General features: G+C 76.6%; 16 protein-coding genes. 14 read left to right on the forward strand and 2 right to left on the reverse strand.

Translation table 11 applies throughout. The features are described 5' to 3' along the window. Positions 1 to 97: 97 nt before the first annotated feature. From rsmH to VGH76_RS11025, 3 genes are read left to right on the forward strand one after another with little or no spacing between them, the layout of a single operon-like run. Positions 98 to 1,099: a 16S rRNA (cytosine(1402)-N(4))-methyltransferase RsmH gene (gene rsmH, locus VGH76_RS11015; RefSeq protein WP_331556724.1), complete on the forward strand. Its 1,002-nt coding sequence runs from the start codon at positions 98 to 100 to the stop codon at positions 1,097 to 1,099. Continuing rightward, entirely contained in the window at positions 1,096 to 1,935 is an 840-nt protein-coding gene (locus VGH76_RS11020; protein WP_331556725.1) for a hypothetical protein, read from the forward strand. Before rsmH ends, VGH76_RS11020 begins: the two co-directional genes overlap by 4 nt. Then, a complete protein-coding gene (locus VGH76_RS11025; protein WP_331556726.1) occupies positions 1,935 to 3,878 on the forward strand; it encodes a penicillin-binding protein 2 in 1,944 nt (647 codons plus the stop codon). The genes VGH76_RS11020 and VGH76_RS11025 overlap by 1 nt, the downstream gene beginning before the upstream one ends. A gap of 51 nt (positions 3,879 to 3,929) precedes the next feature. Here VGH76_RS11025 and VGH76_RS11030 read toward each other — a convergent pair whose 3' ends face one another. Next, positions 3,930 to 4,409: a GNAT family N-acetyltransferase gene (locus tag VGH76_RS11030; protein ID WP_331556727.1), complete on the reverse strand. Its 480-nt coding sequence runs from the start codon at positions 4,407 to 4,409 to the stop codon at positions 3,930 to 3,932. Between the two features lie 54 nt (positions 4,410 to 4,463). On the opposite strand from VGH76_RS11030, the gene VGH76_RS11035 reads away from it, so the two are divergent. From VGH76_RS11035 to VGH76_RS11075, 9 genes are all read left to right on the forward strand, one after another. After that, positions 4,464 to 5,108, forward strand: a complete 645-nt coding sequence (locus VGH76_RS11035) for a TetR/AcrR family transcriptional regulator (RefSeq protein WP_331556728.1) — start codon at positions 4,464 to 4,466, stop codon at positions 5,106 to 5,108. Positions 5,109 to 5,118: 10 nt separating this feature from the next. Next, positions 5,119 to 6,765, forward strand: a complete 1,647-nt coding sequence (locus tag VGH76_RS11040; RefSeq protein ID WP_331556729.1) for a UDP-N-acetylmuramoyl-L-alanyl-D-glutamate--2,6-diaminopimelate ligase — start codon at positions 5,119 to 5,121, stop codon at positions 6,763 to 6,765. After that, on the forward strand, positions 6,762 to 8,210 hold the full coding sequence (locus VGH76_RS11045) for a UDP-N-acetylmuramoyl-tripeptide--D-alanyl-D-alanine ligase (RefSeq protein WP_331556730.1): 1,449 nt from the start codon (positions 6,762 to 6,764) through the stop codon (positions 8,208 to 8,210). Before VGH76_RS11040 ends, VGH76_RS11045 begins: the two co-directional genes overlap by 4 nt. Continuing rightward, positions 8,207 to 9,274: a phospho-N-acetylmuramoyl-pentapeptide-transferase gene (gene mraY / locus VGH76_RS11050; protein ID WP_331556731.1), complete on the forward strand. Its 1,068-nt coding sequence runs from the start codon at positions 8,207 to 8,209 to the stop codon at positions 9,272 to 9,274. The genes VGH76_RS11045 and mraY overlap by 4 nt, the downstream gene beginning before the upstream one ends. A 5-nt stretch (positions 9,275 to 9,279) precedes the next feature. Continuing rightward, positions 9,280 to 10,737 carry a UDP-N-acetylmuramoyl-L-alanine--D-glutamate ligase gene (murD, locus tag VGH76_RS11055; protein ID WP_331556732.1) on the forward strand — a complete coding sequence of 486 codons (1,458 nt, stop codon included), beginning with the start codon at positions 9,280 to 9,282 and terminating at the stop codon, positions 10,735 to 10,737. Continuing rightward, positions 10,734 to 11,981 (forward strand): putative lipid II flippase FtsW, encoded by a 1,248-nt coding sequence (ftsW, locus tag VGH76_RS11060; RefSeq protein ID WP_331556733.1) that lies wholly within the window; start codon positions 10,734 to 10,736, stop codon positions 11,979 to 11,981. The genes murD and ftsW overlap by 4 nt, the downstream gene beginning before the upstream one ends. A 19-nt stretch (positions 11,982 to 12,000) precedes the next feature. Beyond that, positions 12,001 to 13,167 carry an undecaprenyldiphospho-muramoylpentapeptide beta-N-acetylglucosaminyltransferase gene (murG, locus tag VGH76_RS11065; RefSeq protein WP_331556734.1) on the forward strand — a complete coding sequence of 389 codons (1,167 nt, stop codon included), beginning with the start codon at positions 12,001 to 12,003 and terminating at the stop codon, positions 13,165 to 13,167. Between the two features lie 137 nt (positions 13,168 to 13,304). Then, positions 13,305 to 14,717, forward strand: coding sequence for a UDP-N-acetylmuramate--L-alanine ligase (gene murC, locus VGH76_RS11070; protein ID WP_414637707.1), 1,413 nt, complete (start codon positions 13,305 to 13,307; stop codon positions 14,715 to 14,717). Between the two features lie 304 nt (positions 14,718 to 15,021). Continuing rightward, positions 15,022 to 15,639 (forward strand): cell division protein FtsQ/DivIB, encoded by a 618-nt coding sequence (locus tag VGH76_RS11075; RefSeq protein ID WP_331556735.1) that lies wholly within the window; start codon positions 15,022 to 15,024, stop codon positions 15,637 to 15,639. 6 nt (positions 15,640 to 15,645) lie between these two features. On the opposite strand, the gene VGH76_RS11080 is transcribed toward VGH76_RS11075, so the two are convergent. Then, complete coding sequence (locus tag VGH76_RS11080; RefSeq protein ID WP_331556736.1) at positions 15,646 to 15,960, reverse strand: hypothetical protein; 315 nt, start codon at positions 15,958 to 15,960, stop codon at positions 15,646 to 15,648. Positions 15,961 to 16,406: 446 nt separating this feature from the next. Between VGH76_RS11080 and VGH76_RS11085 the strand changes: the two genes are divergently transcribed. Together VGH76_RS11085 and VGH76_RS11090 are read left to right on the forward strand one after the other, a co-directional pair. Beyond that, positions 16,407 to 17,714 (forward strand): hypothetical protein, encoded by a 1,308-nt coding sequence (locus VGH76_RS11085; protein ID WP_331556737.1) that lies wholly within the window; start codon positions 16,407 to 16,409, stop codon positions 17,712 to 17,714. Then, positions 17,698 to 19,317, forward strand: coding sequence for a polysaccharide lyase (locus VGH76_RS11090; protein WP_331556738.1), 1,620 nt, complete (start codon positions 17,698 to 17,700; stop codon positions 19,315 to 19,317). The genes VGH76_RS11085 and VGH76_RS11090 overlap by 17 nt, the downstream gene beginning before the upstream one ends. Positions 19,318 to 19,532: the final 215 nt, after the last annotated feature.

The raw sequence follows: 19,532 nt of genomic DNA on the forward strand, positions 1-19,532 counted from the left end.
GCGACCCGACATCAGTGGGGCCCCGGCGAGAGCGGTGGAGGCGACGATGGGCCCGGAGCCACGGGGCGGCGGTGACGACGCCTCAGAAATCACCCACATGCGCACCACTGCGGAGGGTGACGAAGTCGCGGAGGACGCGGCCCGCCCCACCTCCGCGCGGCACGTCCCCGTCCTGCTGGCCCGGGTGCTCGAGCTGCTCGACCCCGCGCTCGCCGCGCCCGACGCCGTCGTCGTCGACGCCACCCTCGGTCTCGGCGGACACGCGGAGGCGCTGCTCGACCGCCACGAGCACCTGACCCTCGTCGGCCTCGACCGCGACCCCGAGGCGCTGCGCCTGGCGACCGAGCGGCTCGCGCGACACGCCGGCCGCGTCCACCTCGTGCGGGCCGTGTTCGACGAGCTCGCCGACGTCCTGGACGACCTGCGCCTGCGCCCGGTCCGCGGCGTGCTGTTCGACCTCGGGGTCTCCTCGCTGCAGCTCGACGAGGACGAGCGCGGGTTCTCCTACGCCCGCGACGCCCCCCTCGACATGCGCATGGACCCGACGACGGGGCCCAGCGCCGCCGACGTCCTCAACACCTACGCGCCCGGCGAGCTCGTCCGGGTGCTCCGTGACCACGGGGAGGAGCGACAGGCCCGGCGCATCGTCGAGGCCGTCGTGCGTGCCCGGCGGCGGGCTCCGCTGCGCACCAGCGCGGAGCTCGTCGCCCTCCTCGAGCAGGCCCTCCCCGCGGCGAGCCGCCGCACCGGCGGCAACCCCGCCAAGCGGACCTTCCAGGCGCTGCGCATCGAGGTCAACGGCGAGCTCGACGCGATCGCCACCGCGGTGCCCGACGCGATGGACGCGCTCGCCGTCGGCGGCCGGATCGTCGTCATGAGCTACCAGTCGCTCGAGGACCGGATCGTCAAGCGGGCGCTCGGGGCGCGCTCGCGGACCACGGCACCCCCGGACATGCCGGTGGTGCGCCCGGAGGACGAGCCCGAGCTCGCGCTGCTCACCCGCGGCGCGGAGAAGGCCGACGAGTCCGAGATCGCCGCGAACCCGCGGGCGGCCTCGGTGCGGCTGCGTGCCGCGGAACGTGTCCGGGAGGCGGCATGAGCTCGAGCACGCTCGAACGCGCGGCGCGGACCGCCGCCCGGTCGGGGAGCCCGCGCGGGAGCCGGGCGGGGGCGCCGGACACCCCCGCGACGACGCCGCGCGCCGGGTCGACCCGGGGGACCACGGCGTCCCGGACGACGACGGGTGCGACGACGACGGGTGCGACGACCGCCCCCCGCGCCACCACCACCCGGGGCGGGGCCAGGGCCTCGTCGGCCCGGGCGCGCGCCCGGGCCGAGCGCACGACGACCGCGGCCACCGACTCGACGGGCGGCACCGCGCCGTTCGTGCTGCTGATCATGGTGCTGCTGACGTCGGGTCTCGTCGCCACGCTGTGGCTCTCGACCGCCGCCGCCGCGGACTCCTACCGGCTCGACGCCGCCCGCCAGGCCACCCGGGACCGCTCCGAGGAGGTGGAGCGGCTGCACCGCGACGTCGCGGCCATGCAGTCCGCGCCCGCCCTCGCGGCGGCCGCCCAGCGGATCGGCATGGTGCCGGGCGGCGTGCCCGCGGTGGTCCTCGTGCACCCCGATGGCACGTCGCAGGTGGTCGGCACCCCCTCGAAGGCCCGGGCCGCCGCGCCGCCGCCCGCTCCGAAGCCCGCCGCCCTTGCGAGCCCCGTGGCCGACGCGAACCCCGCCACCCCGCCCGACCCCGAGGCGCTCGCCGGCGACCCGCGCTCCGGGGTGCAGGCCTCGACCGGCGGCGCCCCCGCCCCCGCGCCCGCCGGCGCCGGGGAGAGCGTCGCCGCCGGCGACCCCGCGCCGGCCGGTGCGGGCTCGATCACCACGGTCCCGGCCGCGCCGGCTGCGCCGGCGCGGGTCGGAGGCCGCTGATGGCGCGCCTGCCCGCGACCCTCACCCGCCCGCCGTCGCGCCAGGGCTCGCGCGGCGACCGCTGGGGACCACCGGCCCCCGGGCCCCGCCGACCCGTGCCCCCGCCCGGTCGCGGCGGCGCACGCCGTCCCGGTCCGCCGTCGGGGCCCCCGCCGAGGGCCCGGCGCGCGCCGTCCCCGCCGGACCCGCGCCGCCGGCTGCGCGTCGGGCGGCTCGTGCTCGTCGTGCTGCTGCTCGTCGCGGCGGGCAAGCTCGTCGAGGTCCAGGCGATCAGCGCGGGCTCGCTGGCCGCCGACGCCGCCAAGCAGCGCATGACCCGCCTGGTGATCCCCGCCGAGCGCGGCGCGATCCTCGACCGCAACGGCACCCCGCTGGCGTTCTCGGTCGAGGCGAAGGCGCTCACGGCGAACCCGCGGCGGATCACCGCGGACTGGTCCAAGCCCGAGGTCCGCGCCGTGCCCGGCACGGCGACCCCGGACCAGCGCAAGGTGCAGATCGCCCAGGGGATGGCCGCGATCCTGCATGCCGACCCGTTCGCGCTGTTCCAGGCGCTGGAGAGCGACAAGAGCTACGTCGTGCTCGCCCCGCTGGTCGACCCGACTGCGGCCCGCACCATCCAGGCGCAGTTCCCGGAGATCGCCGCGGAGGACCGCGAGTCCCGGCAGTACCCGGCGGGCGACGTCGGCGGCTCGGTGGTGGGCAGCGCGTCCTGGAGCCTGGACAAGGGACGTGTCAGCGGCAACGTCGGCCTCGAGAGCGCCCAGGACCCCACCCTCGCCGGCCAGGACGGCTTCCGGATCGTCGACACCGCCGAGGGCAGCGACGCCGTCATCCCCGGCAGCACGCGGGCCGAGCAGCCCGCCCAGGCCGGTCGCGACGTCGTGCTGACGCTCGACTCGGACCTCCAGTACACGGTGCAGCAGGACCTGTCCGCCTACGTGGGGCGCACCGGCGCCAAGGACGGCAGCGCGGTGGTCCTCGACGCGAAGACCGGGCAGGTCCTCTCGCTGGCCAACAGCGCGGCGGGCGGGGCGCCCGCGTCGGGCGACGCCGCCGTGACGACGCCCTTCGAGCCCGGCTCGGTGAACAAGGTGGTGACCTTCGCCGGGGCGCTGGACGCCGGGCTGATCAGGCCCGAGGACGTGGTCACGGTGCCGGGCAGCATCAAGGTCGCCGACCGGACGATCAACGATGCCTGGTCGCACGGCCCGGTCCGGATGACGATGAACGGCGTCCTCGGCAAGTCGTCCAACGTCGGCACCCTCATGACCGCCCAGCGCCTCGGCCCGGACCGCTTCGCGCAGATGCTGTCCGGCCTCGGCGTCGGGACCCGGACCGGGGTGGAGCTCCCCGGCGAGAGCCCGGGGTCGGTGCCGCCGCGCGCGGACTGGTCGGGCTCGACGTTCGGCAACCTGCCCATCGGGCAGGGGCTGTCGATGACGACGCTGCAGATGGCCAGCATCTACCAGGCCGTCGCCAACGACGGGGTGCGCGTCCCGCCGCGGGTGATCTCGGCGACCGTCGGGCCGGACGGGGTCCGCAGCCCGACCCCGCAGCCCGCGGGGATCCGGGCGATGTCACCGCAGACGGCGCAGACGCTGCGCCAGATGCTGCAGTCGGTGACCCAGGGCGGGAAGAGCCCGAACGAGGGCACCGGCGCGAAGGCCGCGATGGACGGCTACCCGGTGGCGGGGAAGACGGGCACCGCGCAGCAGGTCGACCCGAGCTGTGGCTGCTACGCGAAGTCGACGTACTGGATCACGTTCGCCGGCATGTTCCCGGCCGCGGATCCGCGTTACGTGGTGGCGCTCATGCTCGACGCCCCACCGGGCGGGGACTCGGCCGCGCCGCTCTTCCACGACATCTCGACCTACCTCGCCGCGCACGGGAACGTGCCGGTCTCCACGGCGCCGCCGCGCATGGTGCCGCTCCAGCTGCCCTAGGTGCGCTCCGCGCCCGTGAGCACTTTCCGGGGTCATGACCCCGGAAAGTGCTCACAGGCGAAGCACATAGGACTGCCCGAGCAACACCTCCCCGAACTCGGTGTGGATCTCCTCGCCCTCGCGCACGAACCCCGCGGCCAGGTAGATCCCCCGCGCGGCGGCGAGCGGCTCGTTGGTCCACAGCACCAGCCGGGCGTAGCCGGCGTCGCGCGCGAAGGACACGCAGCGCTCCACCAGGGCCCGCCCGACGCCGAGCCCGCGGACGTCCGTCTCGACCAGCAGCAGGCGCAGCCGCGCGGTGGTCGCGTCCTCGCGCACGCAGAACACCGAGCCGACCCGGCGGCCGTCGAGGTCGGCCACCCACGCCGCGTCGCGGCCCGGGACCGCGTCGGCGGCGAAATCGGCCACGATCCGCGCCGTCACGGCCTCGACCGCCCACCCGTACTCGGCCGCGTAGCGCTCGCCGTGGGCCATGAGCACCCACCCGAGGTCACCGGGCCGGTCGGCGTCCCGCAGCACGACGTCCCCCACGAGAACACGCCCCCTTCACTGAAACGACTGTTTCAGTGAAGCACACTGTGCTCCGTGACCGCGACCGATTCCGCGACGCCGGGGGTGGACGAGGGTTCCGCCCGGCGGCGGGAACTGCTCGACGCCGCCTACGGCTGGGTGCTCGCGCACGGGCTCTCCGACATGTCGCTGCGCCCGCTCGCCGAGGCGATCGGGTCGAGCCCCCGGGTGCTGCTCTACCTGTTCGGGAGCAAGGACGGCCTGGTGCGCGCGCTCCTGGGCCGCTCCCGGGCCGACCAGCTCCGGGTGCTCGAGGACCTGCCCGACGACGCCGGGCTCGCGACCGTGACCGAGCGGGTGTGGCGCTGGCTCGCCGCGGAGGAGCACCGGCCGCTGCTGCGGCTCTGGCTGGAGGCCTACAGCCGCTCGGTCACCGGAGAGCCGGGCCCGTGGCGGGGGTTCGCCCGCGACACCGTCACCGACTGGGACCTCCTGCTCGCCGCGCACCAGCCCTCCGCGGTGGTCGGCACGCCCGGGGGGGCCGCCGAGCGCGCGCTGGTCCTCGCGGTGCTGCGCGGGGCCCTGCTCGACCTGCTCGCGACCGGCAACGCCGTCCGCACCGGGGCCGCCGTGGCGGCCCACGTGCGCGCCCTGTCCGACGGCGTCCGGGGTGCCGCACGCACGGAGGGCGCGGGCGGGTCCGCGCGGGACGGTGAGTAGCCTTTCGCCCGTGCCCGCGCCGAGTCGGACCGCCGTGGAGCCCTCCGGGGACACCGTCCCGCCGGGCCCCGACGTGATCCGCCCGCGGCACGTCGTCCCGACCTCCGTGGACGCGCTCGCCGCGCGCATCGCCGAGGCCACCGGCACCCCGCCCGACCTGCGCGGGGACCCGTCGGCCACAGTCACCGGAGCCTCGCTGCGGGCCCACGAGGTCGCGCCGGGCGAGCTCTTCGCCGCCGTCCCCGGGGCCCGCGCCCACGGCGCCGACTTCGCCGCACAGGCCCTCGGGCGCGGCGCGGCGGCGGTGCTCACCGACCCCGACGGCGCCACCCGTCCCGCGCTCGCGAGCGCCGCCGTCCCGGTCCTGGTCCACCCGCGCCCCCGGGAGGCGCTCGGCCCGGCGTCGGCGCTGGTCTTCGGCGACCCGTCGCACCGGCTCGCGCTGCTCGGCGTCACCGGCACGAGCGGCAAGACGACGACGGTCTATCTGCTCGAGGCGGCGCTGGCCGCGGCGGGCGCGACCACGGGCCTGATCGGCACCGTCGAGACCCGCATGCACGGGCGCCACGTGCCGAGCGCGTTCACCACCCCGGAGGCCCCCGACCTACAGGCGCTGCTGGCCGCGATGGTCGAGGACGGGGTGAGCCACACCGCGATGGAGGTGTCCAGCCACGCGCTCGCGCAGGGCCGGGTCGACGGCTCCGCGTACGCCGTCGGGGCCTTCACCAACCTCTCGGCCGAGCACCTGGACTTCCACCCGACGATGGAGGACTACTTCGCCGCCAAGCGGCGCCTCTTCGACGGCCGGTCCGCGGCGCACGTGGTGTGCGTCGACGACGCCTGGGGCCGCCGCCTGGCCGACGAGCGGCACGACCGGCCGCTGACCACCGTCAGTGCCACCGGCCAGGACGCCGACTGGACCGCCGCCGACGTCGTCGCCCACCCCGACGGCACCCAGACCTTCCGCGCGCTGGGCCCCGGCGACGCCGACCTCCCGGTGACGCTGCGACTGCCGGGGGCGTTCAACGTCGCCAACGCCCTCGTCGCGCTCGGCTGCGGGCAGGCCGCGGGCCTGGACCCGGCGCGGCTCGCGCCGGGGTTCGCGCAGGTCGCGGTGCCCGGGCGGATGCAGCGCGTGCAGGCCGGCCAGCCCTTCCTCGCCGTCATCGACTACGCCCACAAGCCGGCCGCCGTCGAGGCGCTGCTGACGACGCTGCGGGCGCAGGTCGTCCAGGGCGAGCGGAGCGACGGGGGTGGGTCGGGGCGGGTCCTGACGGTGCTCGGCTGCGGCGGCGACCGCGACCGCGAGAAGCGCCCCGTGATGGGCGCCCTGGCCGCGGATCTCTCGGACCTGGTCTGGATCACCGACGACAACCCGCGGACCGAGGACCCGGCGGCGATCCGTGCCGCCATGCTGGACGGGGCGCGGGCCTCCGCGCACGCCCGTGCGATCGTGGCCGAGGAGGGCGACCGCCGGGCCGCGATCCGGGCCGCCGTCGCCGCGGCGCGGCCGGGAGACGTCGTCGTGGTCGCCGGGAAGGGCCACGAGCCCGGCCAGAAGGTCGGTGCGGAGACCCTGCCCTTCTCCGACGTCGAGGAGCTCGACGCCGCGCTGCGCGCGAGCCCGACCGATCCCACCCCGGAGGACCCTGCGTGATCGATCTGACCCTCGCCGAGCTCGCGCGCCTCGTCGGCGGGCGGCTGCACCGGGCGACCGGGGACGAGCGCATCACCGGCACGGTCGAGTTCGACAGCCGCGCCGTGGGACCCGGGGGGCTGTTCGTGGCCCTGCCCGGGGAGCGGGTCGACGGTCACGCCTACGCCGCCACCGCGGCCGCCCAGGGCGCCGCGGGCGTCCTGGCCGCGCGGGAGGTGGACGCCCCGGCGGTGGTCGTGGACCCGACGCCGGGCACCCACGCCGGCTACGTGCTCGAGGCCGACCACGACGGGTCCGGCGCCGCGGTGCTCACCGCGCTGCAGCGCCTCGCCCGGCACGTGGTGGACACCCTGGTCGCGACGACGGGCCTGGCGGTCGTCGGCATCACCGGCTCGTCGGGCAAGACCTCGACCAAGGACCTCGTCGCCGCGCTGCTCGAGCGCGACGGGCCCACGGTCGCTCCGCCCGGCAGCTTCAACAACGAGCTCGGGCACCCCTGGACGGCGCTGCGCGCCATGACCACGACGCGCCACCTCGTTCTCGAGCTCTCCGCCCGCGGGCCCGGCCACATCGCCGCGCTGTGCCGCGTGGCGCCGCCGCGGGTCGGCGCGGTGCTCAACGTCGGGTCCGCGCACCTGGGGGAGTTCGGGTCCCGCGAGGCGATCGCCGACGCCAAGGGCGAAGTGGTCGAGGCGCTGCCGCCGGCGGCCGACGGCGGCGTCGCCGTCCTCGGCGCCGACGACCCGGTGGTGGCCGCGATGGCCGACCGCACCACGGCCCGCGTCGTGCACGCCGGGCGTTCCGCGGCGGCCCACGTCCGCGCCGTCGACGAGACGCTCGGCGACGACGGCCGCGCCCGCTTCCGCCTGGTCACCGCGGCCGGCGAGGCCGACGTGGCGCTGCGGCTGCGCGGCGCCCACCAGGTCGACAACGCCCTGGTCGCCGCGGCGATCGCGCTGGAGACCACCGGCCTCTCGGTCGCGCAGGTCGCCGACGCACTCGGCGCAGCCGAGCCGCGCAGCCGCTGGCGCATGGAGGTCGGCGAGCGCCCCGACGGGCTGACCGTCCTCAACGACGCCTACAACGCCAACCCGGAGTCGATGCGCGCCGCCCTGACGACCCTCGCCGCCATGAAGGGTCGCCACACCGCGGTGCTGGGCGCCATGGCGGAGCTCGGCCCCGACGCCGAGTCGGCGCACGCCGAGCTGGGCCGGCTGGCCGCGAGCACCGGGCTCGACCGCCTCGTCGTCGTCGGGGAGGCCGCGCGGCGCACGCACGAGGCCGCCCGCGACGCCGGGCTCGCCTCCCACCTGGTGCCGGACGCCGCGTCCGCCGTCGAGGCGGTGCACGCCGGCCCCGGCGACGTCGTGCTGGTCAAGGCCAGCCGCTCGGCCGGGCTGGAGACGGTGGCCGAGGCGCTGCTGGCCGGGGAGGCGACCCGATGAAGGGGGTGCTGGTCGCGGCCGGGATCGCGCTCGCGGTGTCGATCCTGCTGACGCCGTACGTGATCCGGCTGTTCATCAAGCAGGGCTTCGGGCAGGAGATCCGCGAGGAGGGCCCGCAGAGCCACCAGGGCAAGCGCGGCACCCCGACGATGGGCGGGGTCGCGATCCTCGCCGCCATCTGGATCGGCTATCTGGTCTCCCACCTCGCGGTGGACGTCTCGATCTCGGTCTCCGGGCTGCTGGTGCTGCTGCTCATGACCTCGCTGGGCGTCGTGGGCTTCCTCGACGACTTCATCAAGATCCGGCGGCAGCGCAACCTGGGGCTCAACAAGACCGCGAAGCTCATCGGGCAGCTCGTCACCGCGGTGATCTTCGGGGCGCTCGCCCTGCGGTTCGCCGACGAGCAGGGCCTCACCCCGGCCTCGACGAACCTGTCGTTCGTCCGCGACATCGCCGTCGTCGGCTTCGGCAGCGTCGGGTTCATCCTGTTCTGCTACCTCATCGTCACGGCGGCCTCGAACGCGGTGAACCTCACCGACGGGCTCGACGGGCTCGCCGCGGGCATCTCGGCGATGGTGCTCGCGACCTACCTCATCGTCTCGTTCTGGCAGTTCCGCAACTCCTGCGCCACGAGCATCGCGTCCGGCTGCTACCAGGTCCGCGACCCGCTGGACATCACGCTCGTCGCGGCCGCCGGGATGGGGGCGTGCATCGGGTTCCTGTGGTGGAACGCGGCACCCGCCCGCATCTTCATGGGCGACACCGGCTCGCTCGCGCTCGGCGGGCTGTTCGCGGGGCTCGCGATGGTCACCCGCACCGAGCTGCTGCTCGTCGTGCTCGGCGGGGTGTTCGTCGTCGAGGCGCTCTCGGTGGTGCTGCAGGTCGCGGTGTTCCGCACCACGCGACGGCGGCTGTTCCGGATGGCGCCCTTCCACCACCACTTCGAGCTGGCCGGGTGGGCGGAGACGACCGTCATCATCCGGTTCTGGCTGCTCGCGGCCATCTGCTGCGCGCTGGGCCTCGGGCTGTTCTACAGCGAGTGGCTCGCCGCGTCGGGCGGCTGAGGCGGATGAGCGAACTGGGCCGACCGGCAGGACTCACCGGCAAGCACGTGCTGGTGGCGGGCGCCCGGCGCACCGGGGCCTCGGTGGTCGACGTGCTGCTCGGCCTCGGCGCCCGGGTGACGGTCGCGGACGCGGACCCCGCACAGCTGGCCTCGCTCGAGGACCGCAAGACCGAGCTGACCACCGACCTGGCCTCGCTGCCCGCCGGCTGCGACCTCGTCGTCACCAGCCCCGGCTTCCGCCCCGACTCGCCGCTCGCGCTGGCCGCCCGGGCGGGCGGCGTCGAGATGATCGGCGAGCCCGAGCTGGCATGGCGGCTCGGCCAGGACCCGGCGGTGTGCCCCGACGGCCCGCCCCGCTGGCTCGCGGTCACCGGCACCAACGGCAAGACGACGACGACGGGCATGCTCGAGGCGATCCTGCTCGCCGCGGGTGAGGACGCCGTGGCCTGCGGGAACATCGGCCTGCCGATCGTGGACGCGCTGCGCGCCGGGCACCGCGTGCTCGCCGTCGAGCTCTCCAGCTTCCAGCTCGAGTGGTCGCCCTCGGTGGCGCCCTCCGCGGGCGCGGTGCTCAACGTCGCCGACGACCACCTCGACTGGCACGGTTCGATGGCCGCCTACGCGGCGGCGAAGGCGCGGGTGCTGCGCGGCGGGGTCGCGATCGCGGGTCTCGACGACGAGCGCGCGGCCGCGCTGCTGCGCGCGGCACCGGCCCGCGTCCACGTCGGGTTCACCCGCGGCGAGCCGGACCCGGGGCAGCTCGGCGTGCGCCGCGACGCGGGGATCCTGCTCGACCGGGCGTTCCCCGACGAGGGCGACCGGCGCGGCACCGGGCTCGCCGCGCTCGCCGACATCGCCCCGGCCGGGCCGCCGGGGGAGGCCAACGCACTGGCCGCGGCGGCCCTCGCCCGGGCCCACGGCGTCCCCGCCGAGGCGGTGGCGGCCGGTCTGCGGGCCTACGCGCCGGGCGCGCACCGCGGCGCCGTCGTCGCCGAGTCGAACGGCGTGCGGTGGCTCGACGACTCGAAGGCGACCAACCCCCACGCGGCGGCCGCCTCGCTGGCCGCGCACGACCGCGTGGTGTGGGTTGCGGGGGGCATCCTCAAGGGCGCCCACGTCGACGACCTGGTGCTCGCCCACCGCGGCCGGCTGGCCGGCGTGGTGGTGCTCGGCGTCGACCGCGCGGCGTTCCTGGACGCCTTGGCCCGACACGCGCCGGAGGTGCCGGTCGTCGACGTCGGCGGGGGTGACGATGGCCCGATGGATCCCGATCCCATGACGGCGGCCGCGACCGCGGCGGCGTCCCTGGCCCACCCCGGCGACGTCGTGCTGCTGGCCCCGGCGGCGGCGTCGATGGACATGTTCCGCGACTACGCCGCCCGCGGGGACGCGTTCGCGGCGGCCGCCCAGCGGGTCGCGGGGGTCCGCGAGCCGGTCGCCGATCCCGGCGCCGGGTCGTGACCGCCCCAGCGCGGGTGCGCGCCGTCGGCGGGACGGTGGCGCAGTGGCTCGGCCGGCCGCTGACCTCGCTGCACCTGGTGCTCGCCGTGTTCGGGCTGCTCACCGCGCTGGGCCTGGTGATGGTGCTCTCGGCGTCGTCGGTGAACGCCTACGCGGCCGGGGGCTCGGCCTACGGGGTGTTCTTCCGCCAGCTGCTCTTCGCGGGCCTGGGCGCGGTGCTGTTCTGGCTGGGCCTGCGGGTGCCGCCGCGGCGGTGGCGGGCGCTCAGCCCCTGGCTGCTCGCGGGCTGCCTGGTGCTGCTGGTGCTGGTCCTCGTGCCCGGTCTCGGCGCGCAGGTCAACGGGTCGCGCTCCTGGTTCCGCGTGGCCGGGGTGTCCCTGCAGCCCTCCGAGATCACCAAGGTCGCCCTCGCGCTGTGGGGCGCGCACGTGCTGGTCCGGCACCGGCCCGCGCCGCGCCGCTGGCGGCAGGCGCTGATGCCCGTGGTCCCGGTGGCCCTGCTGATCCTCACCCTCGTCGTCGCGCAGCCCGACCTCGGCACCACGATCTCGCTGGCCGTCGTCGTCGCTGGCCTGCTGTGGTTCGCGTGCGCGCCGGCCGGGCTGCTGGTGCTGCTCGGGACGGCGGGCGTGATCGGGGCCGTGGTGCTCGGCGTCGTCGCGTCCTACCGGCAGAGCCGGATCGCCGCGTTCCTCGACCCCTCGGGCGCCGACCCGCTGGGTCCGGCCTACCAGGCCCGGCAGGCGCTGTACTCGCTGGCCGACGGCGGGCTGTTCGGGCAGGGTCTGGGACAGGGCCGCTCGAAGTGGAGCTATCTGCCCAACGCCGACAACGACTTCATCTTCGCGATCATCGGCGAGGAGCTCGGCATCCTCGGCGCGGCGGCGGTCATCGCACTGTTCGTCACGCTCGCCTACACCGGGCTGCGCATCGCCGCGCGAACGGTCGACCCGTGGATCCGGGTCGTCGCGGGGACCCTGACGGTGTGGCTCGTCGTGCAGGCGGCGATCAACATCGGCTACGTCGTGGGGCTCCTGCCCGTCACCGGCATCCCGCTGCCGCTGGTGTCCTCCGGGGGCACCTCGCTCGCGCTCGCGCTGTTCGCCGGCGGCCTGCTCGCGAACTTCGCGCGGCACGAGTCCGACGCCGCGGCGGTGCTGCGCACCCACGGGCAGGGCCGCCTCGCGCGGGCCCTGCGCCTGCCACCACCCGAACCCGTGCGGGCCCGCGCCCGCACCCCCTGACCGCCCGAGGAGGCACCGCGTGCCCGACCGGTCCCGTCCCGCCCCCCTGTCCGTCGTCGTCGCCGGTGGCGGCACCGCCGGCCACATCGAGCCGGCGCTCGCGCTGGCCGACGCGGTCCGGCGGCTGCGTCCGGACGCGACGGTGACTGCCCTGGGCACCGAGCGGGGGCTGGAGAAGACCCTCGTGCCGAAGCGGGGGTACGCGCTGGAGCTGGTCCCACCGGTCCCGCTGCCGCGCAAGCCGTCGAAGGACCTCCTCGCGCTGCCGTGGCGCGTGCTGCGCTCGGTCCGGCGGACCCGGCAGGTCCTGCGCCGGGTCGAGGCGGACGTCGTCGTGGGCTTCGGCGGCTACGTGGCGCTGCCGGCCTACCTCGCCGCCCGGCTGCCGGGCTCGCGGATTCCGGTGGTGGTGCACGAGGCCAACGCGAGCGCCGGGCTCGCCAACAAGGTGGGCGCCCGGCACGCGGCCGCGGTGGCCGCGGCGGTGCCGGGCAGCGGCCTCGACGGCCCGGTGATCGGGATGCCGCTGCGCCGGGCGATCACGACGCTGGACCGGGGCGCGCTGCGGGCGAAGGCGCGCGCCCACTTCGGGCTCGACCCGGACGCCCCGACGGTCCTGGTGTTCGGTGGCTCGCAGGGCGCCCGCTCGCTCAACGAGGCGGTGGCCGGGGCGGCGTCCGCGCTGGGTCGAGCCGGCATCGGGGTGCTGCACGCGCACGGGCCGAAGAACACCGTGGAGGTCGAGCGGGTGCCCGGGGCGCCGCCGTACGTCACGGTGCCCTACCTGGAGCGGATGGACCTCGCCTACGCCGCCGCCGACGTCGCGATCTGCCGCGCCGGCGCGATGACGGTGGCCGAGGTGTCCGCGGTCGGCCTGCCGGCGATCTACGTGCCGCTGCCGCACGGCAACGGCGAGCAGCGGCTCAACGCGCTGCCCGTGGTGGAGCACGGCGGCGGGGAGCTCGTGGAGGACGCCGACCTCACCCCGGAGAAGGTCGCCGAGCTGGTCGTCCCCCTGCTGACCAGCGGTGAGCGGCTCTCGGCGATGAGCGTCGCGGCCCGGCGGACCGGGCACGCGGACGCGGACGAGACACTGGCGCGGATGGTCCTCGACGTGGTGGAGGGCGCCGAGAGCCCGGGGGGCACCATGGGGGGCGTGGTGCGGCACGAGGGGAACGAGCGGTGAGCGAGGACCAGGTCATCGAGCCGGGAGACGGAGCGCAGCAGCGGAGCTCGACCATCGAGCCGGGCGAGCAGGCGGTCATCCCGGAGCTGCCGCGGCTGCTGTCGCGGGTGCACTTCATCGGCGCCGGCGGCGCGGCGATGAGCGGGATCGCGCGCATCCTGCTGGCCCGCGGCGCGATGGTGTCCGGCTCCGATGCCAAGGACTCCCGCGCGGTGCTCGCGCTGCGCACGCTCGGGGCGGAGGTCGCCGTCGGGCACGACGCGTCCAACCTCGACCTGCTGCCCGGCGGGCCCACCGCGCTCGTCACCACCAAGGCCGTGCACCAGGCCGACCCGGACAACCCGGAGCTGCTCGAGGCCGCGGCCCGCGGCATCCCGGTGCTGCACCGCTCCGCCGTGCTCGCCGAGCTCATGGCCGACCACCGCGCCGCCTGCGTCTCGGGCAGCGCGGGCAAGACCTCGACGACGTCGATGCTGGTCGTCGCGCTGCAGGCCTGCGGCGCCGACCCGTCGTTCATGATCGGCGGCGACCTCCTCGCCTCCGGGTCGAGCGCCCACCACGGGCACGGCGACGTGTTCGTCGCCGAGGCCGACGAGAGCGACGGCTCGTTCCTCGCGTATTCGCCCGCGGTCGCGATCGTCACCAACGTCGAGCCCGACCACCTCGACCACCACGGCACCGCCGAGGCCTACGTCGCGGTGTTCGACGCCTTCGCCGCGCGGATCGAGCCGGGCGGGTGCCTCGTGGTGTGCGCCGACGACGCCGGGTCCGCCGCGCTCGGCGACCGCGCCGAGGCCGCCGGGGTGCGGGTGCGCCGCTACGGCCGGGGGGCGGACCCCGACGACAGCGCCGATCTCGTCGTGCTCGACTACCGCGCGGAGGCCTCCACCGGCCTGCTGCACCTGCGGGTGGGCGATTCCGAGCACCACGTCCGGCTCGGGGTGGCGGGGGAGCACCAGGCGCTCAACGCGTGCGCCGCGCTGCTCGCCGGCCTCGACCTGGGGGCGCCGCTGTCGCGGCTGCTGGCCGGGCTCTCCTCGTTCAGCGGGGTCCGCCGGCGGTTCGAGCTGCGGGGCCAGGCGGCCGGGGTGCGGGTGTACGACGACTACGCGCACGCCCCGACGAAGGTCGCCGCGCAGCTGCGGGCGGCGCGCCCGGTGGTGGGGGAGCGGGGCCGGCTGCTGGTGGCATTCCAGCCGCACCTCTACTCGCGCACCCGGGACTTCGCGGTCCAGTTCGGGGAGGCGCTGTCGCTGGCCGACGAGGTCGTCGTGCTCGACGTCTACGGCGCCCGCGAGCAGCCCGAGCCCGGCGTCAGCGGGCAGCTGATCGCCGATCGGATCGACCTGCCGCCCGACCGAGTGCACTACGAGCCGTCGTGGGCCTCGGTGCCGGGCCGCCTCGCCGACCTCGCCCGCCCCGGGGACCTCGTCATCACCATGGGCGCCGGGGACGTCACGGTGCTCGGCCCGGAGGTGCTCGCCGAGCTCGAGCGCCGCGAGGCCCCTGCCCGGCCCGACACCGTCGGCGCCGCCAGCCCGGGGAGCTGACCCCCTGCCCGCCTCCCCGCGTCGGCGCGCCCCCCGCTCCGGCGGCGCCCCGGGCACCACGGGCCGTCAGGAGGACTCGGGGGCCCGACGGGGCGGCCCGGAGCGCGGCGGCGGCCCGGCCCGCGGAGCGCGGGGCGGCCCGGAACGTCGCGGCGCCGAGCGCTCCCGACGGCGTCCGTCGAACCGTCCGCCGCGGGATCGTGGTCCCCGGGACCACGCCGCCCTCGAGGCCCGCGCCGCGCGCCGCCGGACGCTGCTGCATCGCGGGATCGCGGGGCTGGTCGCGGCGGCCGTGGTGGCCGGGGTGGTGTGGCTGCTCGGCTTCTCCTCGGCGTTCGACGTGACCGACGTCGAGGTCGGCGGCGCCTCGCCCGAGACTCTGCCCGCAGTCCGCACGGCCGCCGAGGTGCCCCCGGACACGTCGCTGCTCTGGCTCGACACCGCGGACCTCGACGCCCGGGTGCAGACGATCCCGCGGGTGGCGACGGTGGACGTGCGCCGTTCGCTGCCGCACACGGTGACGGTGAGCGTGACGGAGCGGGAGCCGGTCGCGGCGGTGCCGCTGGGCTCCGGGGTGGCGCTGATCGACGGCACCGGGTTCGCCTACCGCACCATGCCGGCCGCCCCGGCGGGGATTCCCCGCCTCGTGCTGGGGCCGGGCCTCGCCGCGTCGCCGTCGGACCCGACGACGGTGGCCGCCGTCCGCGTCCTCGGGGCGCTGCCGGCCGACCTGCGCGGCCGCGTCGTCGAGATGGCCGCCCGGAGCCCCTACGACGTGTCCTTCACCCTCGACGGGGACCGCACCGTGCGGTGGGGCGCGGACGCCGACGACGCCCGCAAGGCGGCCGTGCTCGGCCCGCTGCTCACCCAGCCCGGGTCGACCTACGACGTCTCGACCCCGGACCTGCCCGTCGTCTCCTGAGCCTCCTCACCCGCCCCAGGTGACCTGACGGAGCCCGTGGCGGTCGGGCGGCCCGGGCTCGGCGGCCGAGGACCGGTCCACGGGGGAGCCGTGCGCGGTGCCCGTGGTCTCCGGGTGCACGTCGCCCTGGTCGCCGCCGGAGGGCGTGGCGCCGTCCTCGAGCTCCTGGCGCCGCGTGCGCAGCACCTCGAGGACCGGGAGCCGGTCCCCGTGCGCCTGCTCGTGGGCGATGAGCTCGTCCAGCCCGGCGAGGTCGAGCGAGCGGATCCGCTGGGCCACCGCGGGCAGCGGCAGGTGGTCGAAGTCGGGGATCGGGGTCATGCGGCCCTCCTCGTCGTCGGGGCGGTCGGGAGCGCGGGGTTACCCGGTGCCGCGGCGACTCCTACCGTCCGCCGCAGCGCCCCGTCGGCCGTGGCGAGAGGAAGCACACGTGGGGTCGCGGGCGGGCGCACCGCGCGACGGCGTCCGGGCCGGGCTCCCCCGATCGGTGACCCACCGTCACCGTTCTCGGGGTGCAGGCGGTCGCAGCGCGTGCCCGCGCGGGCCCGGAACGCTCGTCCGGGGCCCACGGTGTCCTCGTCCGAGTGACCTTCACAGCCCATTGACCTGCGCAGACGAATGTCACCCGGCTGGCTATCACTCACGTGCACACCTCCTGTCGCTCTTGACCCACCGGTGTCACGGAGCGTCAACTCTGCGGCGTTCCGGGAGCGGGGCGCGCGGCGTTCGGGGCCGCGCCGCGCCCGGGGACGGCGGAGGCGAGGGCGATGACCAGGACGACCGCGCGGGCGGGGCGCGACCGGGGGCCCGGAGGGCGGGCACCGCGGGGCGGGGGGACGGCGCGGGCCGCCCTCGGCGCGGTGCTCGCGGCGGGGCTCACGGTGCTCGCGCTCCTCGCCGGGCCCCTCTCGGCCCCGGCGCGCGCGGCCGCGGCAGCGTCGTCCCCGGGGGACACGTGGATCGCCGAGCTCGCCGTCGAGGGGGGCGACGACACCAACGTCGTCGCCGCCGCCGGGGCCGTCCGCCTCGCCGGCACCACCGTGCGCGCCCAGAGCGCCCGCTCGCCGCTGGCCGAGGGCGAGCTGCTGCTGGCCCCGCGCCGGACGGCCACCCCGGTGGACCGGGTGGCCGCGGACGTCACCGCCGACCTGCCCCCGGGCGCCGAGGTCCTCGTCGACGTGCGCGGGCTGCGCGCCGACGGCACCTGGAGCGGGTGGGTGACCACGGGCCCCGGCCCGGCGGTGCTCCCCGAGGCGACCACCCAGGTCCAGGTCCGCGCCACCCTCGTCGCCGGCCCGGCCGGCAGCGGCCCGGCGCTGCAGCGTCTCTGGCTCGCCGCCGACCGCACCCGCGCGGCCGCCCCCGCCGTCCCGACGACGATCCCGATCCCGGCGGTGAGCACCCGGGTGTTCGCGACGCGGGAGGGGCTGGTCGGCGGCACCACCGCCAACGGCCACGTGATCACCCCCCGCGACCACTTCGTCGCCCTGCCCTCGCGCCGCGGTCTCTCGCCGCGCAACACCGGCGACTACACCGCCAAGGTCTGCGCCCCCAACGGACGGTGCGCCTGGTCACCGGTGTGGGACGTCGGGCCGTGGAACACCACCGACGACTACTGGAACCCCTCGGCCGTCCGCCAGAGCTGGAAGGGCCTCCCGCACGGCACCCCGGAGGCGCAGGCCGCCCACCAGCAGCGCTACAACGGCGGCAAGGACGGTTTCGGGCGCACCGTCGCCAACCCGGCGGGCATCGACCTGGCCGACGGCACCTTCTCCGACGACCTGGCCCTGACGGACAACAGCTGGGTCACCGTGACCTACCTCTGGACCGCGACCGGGCCCTCCGGCCTGGCGAGGCCGACCGGCGCGCCGACGCTCGTCGTCCGCTCCGCCCCGACCGACACCTCGTCGGCGGTGGGCGCCGTCGCGGCAGGCGCGCGCGTCGCCGTCGCCTGCAGCGCCGCCGGCCGGCTGCGCTCCGGCACCCAGGGCACGAGCAGCAGCTGGCTGCGCATCGGCCCGAACCAGTACGTCCCCGCCGCCGGTGTGGAGGCCCCCCGTGTCGCGTCCTGCTGACCTCGTCGACGACCTGTTCTCCGAGACCCCCACCGTCGAGGTGACCGTCCGCCCGGCCGTCGCCACGCCGACCCGTCGGGCGGCCCCCGTCCGCCACGAGCCGCTCGCGCCGCGCCCGTTGTCCCCGCACGCCGGGACGGGTGCGCGACCCGTCACGCCGCCGGACCCCCGACGCGGCCGGCGCCGGCGGCGGGCCGCGCTGCTCGCGGGCGCCGGGGTGCTGCTGGCGGGGGTCGTTGGGCTGGCCGCTTCGGCCACCGCGGTCCCGGGCGGCGAGAGCTGGGGCGCCGAGCTGTCGGTCTCCGGCGGCGACGACGTCAACGTGCGGCTCGCCGACGGTGCGGTGCGCCTCGTGACGCCGGCGAGGGCCGGGCAGCGCTCGGAGGGGGTCATGGTGCTCGCACCCCGGCGCCCCGCCGCGCCCGCCAACACGATCACGACCGACCTCACCGCCGACCTCCCGCCCGGGACGACGGCCCGCGTGGACGTCCGCGGCATCCTGCCGACCGGCGCGTGGAGCCGGTGGATCCCGACCCGCGACGGCGCCCGCACCGTCCTGCCGGCGACGACGACCCAGGTGCAGGCCCGCATCGTGCTGCTCGGCGGCTCGGGCGCGGTGAGCCCGGCGGTCCAGCGGCTGTGGCTGACGACCTCGAGCACGTCGTCTGCCCCGTCCCCGGCGACGGCCCCGGTCGCGCCGAGCACCACCGCCGCGGCGCCGCCGGCGCCGCGACCGACCCAGCCGACCCAGCCGGCGCCGACGCACACCCCGGCGGCGCAGGTCGCGGTGCCGGGCGTCGGCGGGCTCTCGGTCCTCTCCGCGCCCGACGCGAGCACGCCCTCGACCGCGGTGAGCACCGTCCCGACGAAGTCGCCGGGGGCTCAGAAGCCCACGACCACGACGAAGCCGACGTCCACCCCGAGCACGCCGGCCGCGGCCGCCCCGAAGGCGCTGTGGGACTCGGACATCACCGCGCAGGCGCTGGGGATGTTCAAGGACACGCCGTGGAACTTCGTCGGGGCCAAGCAGCCGACCGTCGTCCCGGCGACCGGCCTGCCCGGCCAGAAGGCGCTGCGGTTCACGATGCCGGGCGGGGCCAAGCGCGCCGAGATCGAGCCCAACGTCGACAACTTCACCGAGGGCCAGGACCGCTACATCCGCCTGACCGTGCGGCTCGCGCCCGACTTCCCGGTCGACACGAACACCTGGCAGCTCATCACGCAGTTCAAGAACGAGGGCCAGGGCAGCCCGCCGCTGGAGCTGCGCATCGGCAAGGGGAACTTCATCCTCTCCGGCGGCGCGGACGCCCCCGGCGGCTCGAAGAACTTCGACCAGACGATCGCGCCGGCCGTCGTCGGGAAGGTCACGACGCTGGTGCTGCACGTGAAGTTCTCCAGCAACAGGAGCACCGGGCTCGTCGACGCCTGGGTGGACGGCCAGCAGAAGGTCAAGGCCTTCCACCCGCCGGCCGGCACGCTCTACTCCGGCGACTACAGCTACTGGAAGCTCGGCCTCTACCGCGACACGTCGATCGACCGGACCGCGACCTACGAGCTCTCCGACGCCCGCCTCGGCGACTCGTACGCCTCGGTCGCCGGCTGACACCCGGTTTCGACCGAAGGGCCCCTCCGCACGTATAGATCGGCAAGGGGCGCCCTTCGCCGGAACGGAGGGCCGGCACAACTCTCGACCTCACATCGAGAGTTCGGCGAACGGGTGATGCCGACCAGGACACGCCCGGCGCGCCTGCTGGAAAAGGCGCGCGTCGGCTGCCTACGGTCGCGCCCGACGCCGGCGGGGCGGCCCTGAAGCATAGA

This window comes from Actinomycetospora sp. (genome assembly GCF_036497585.1).
In the GTDB taxonomy this organism is placed as follows: Bacteria; Actinomycetota; Actinomycetes; order Mycobacteriales; family Pseudonocardiaceae; genus Actinomycetospora.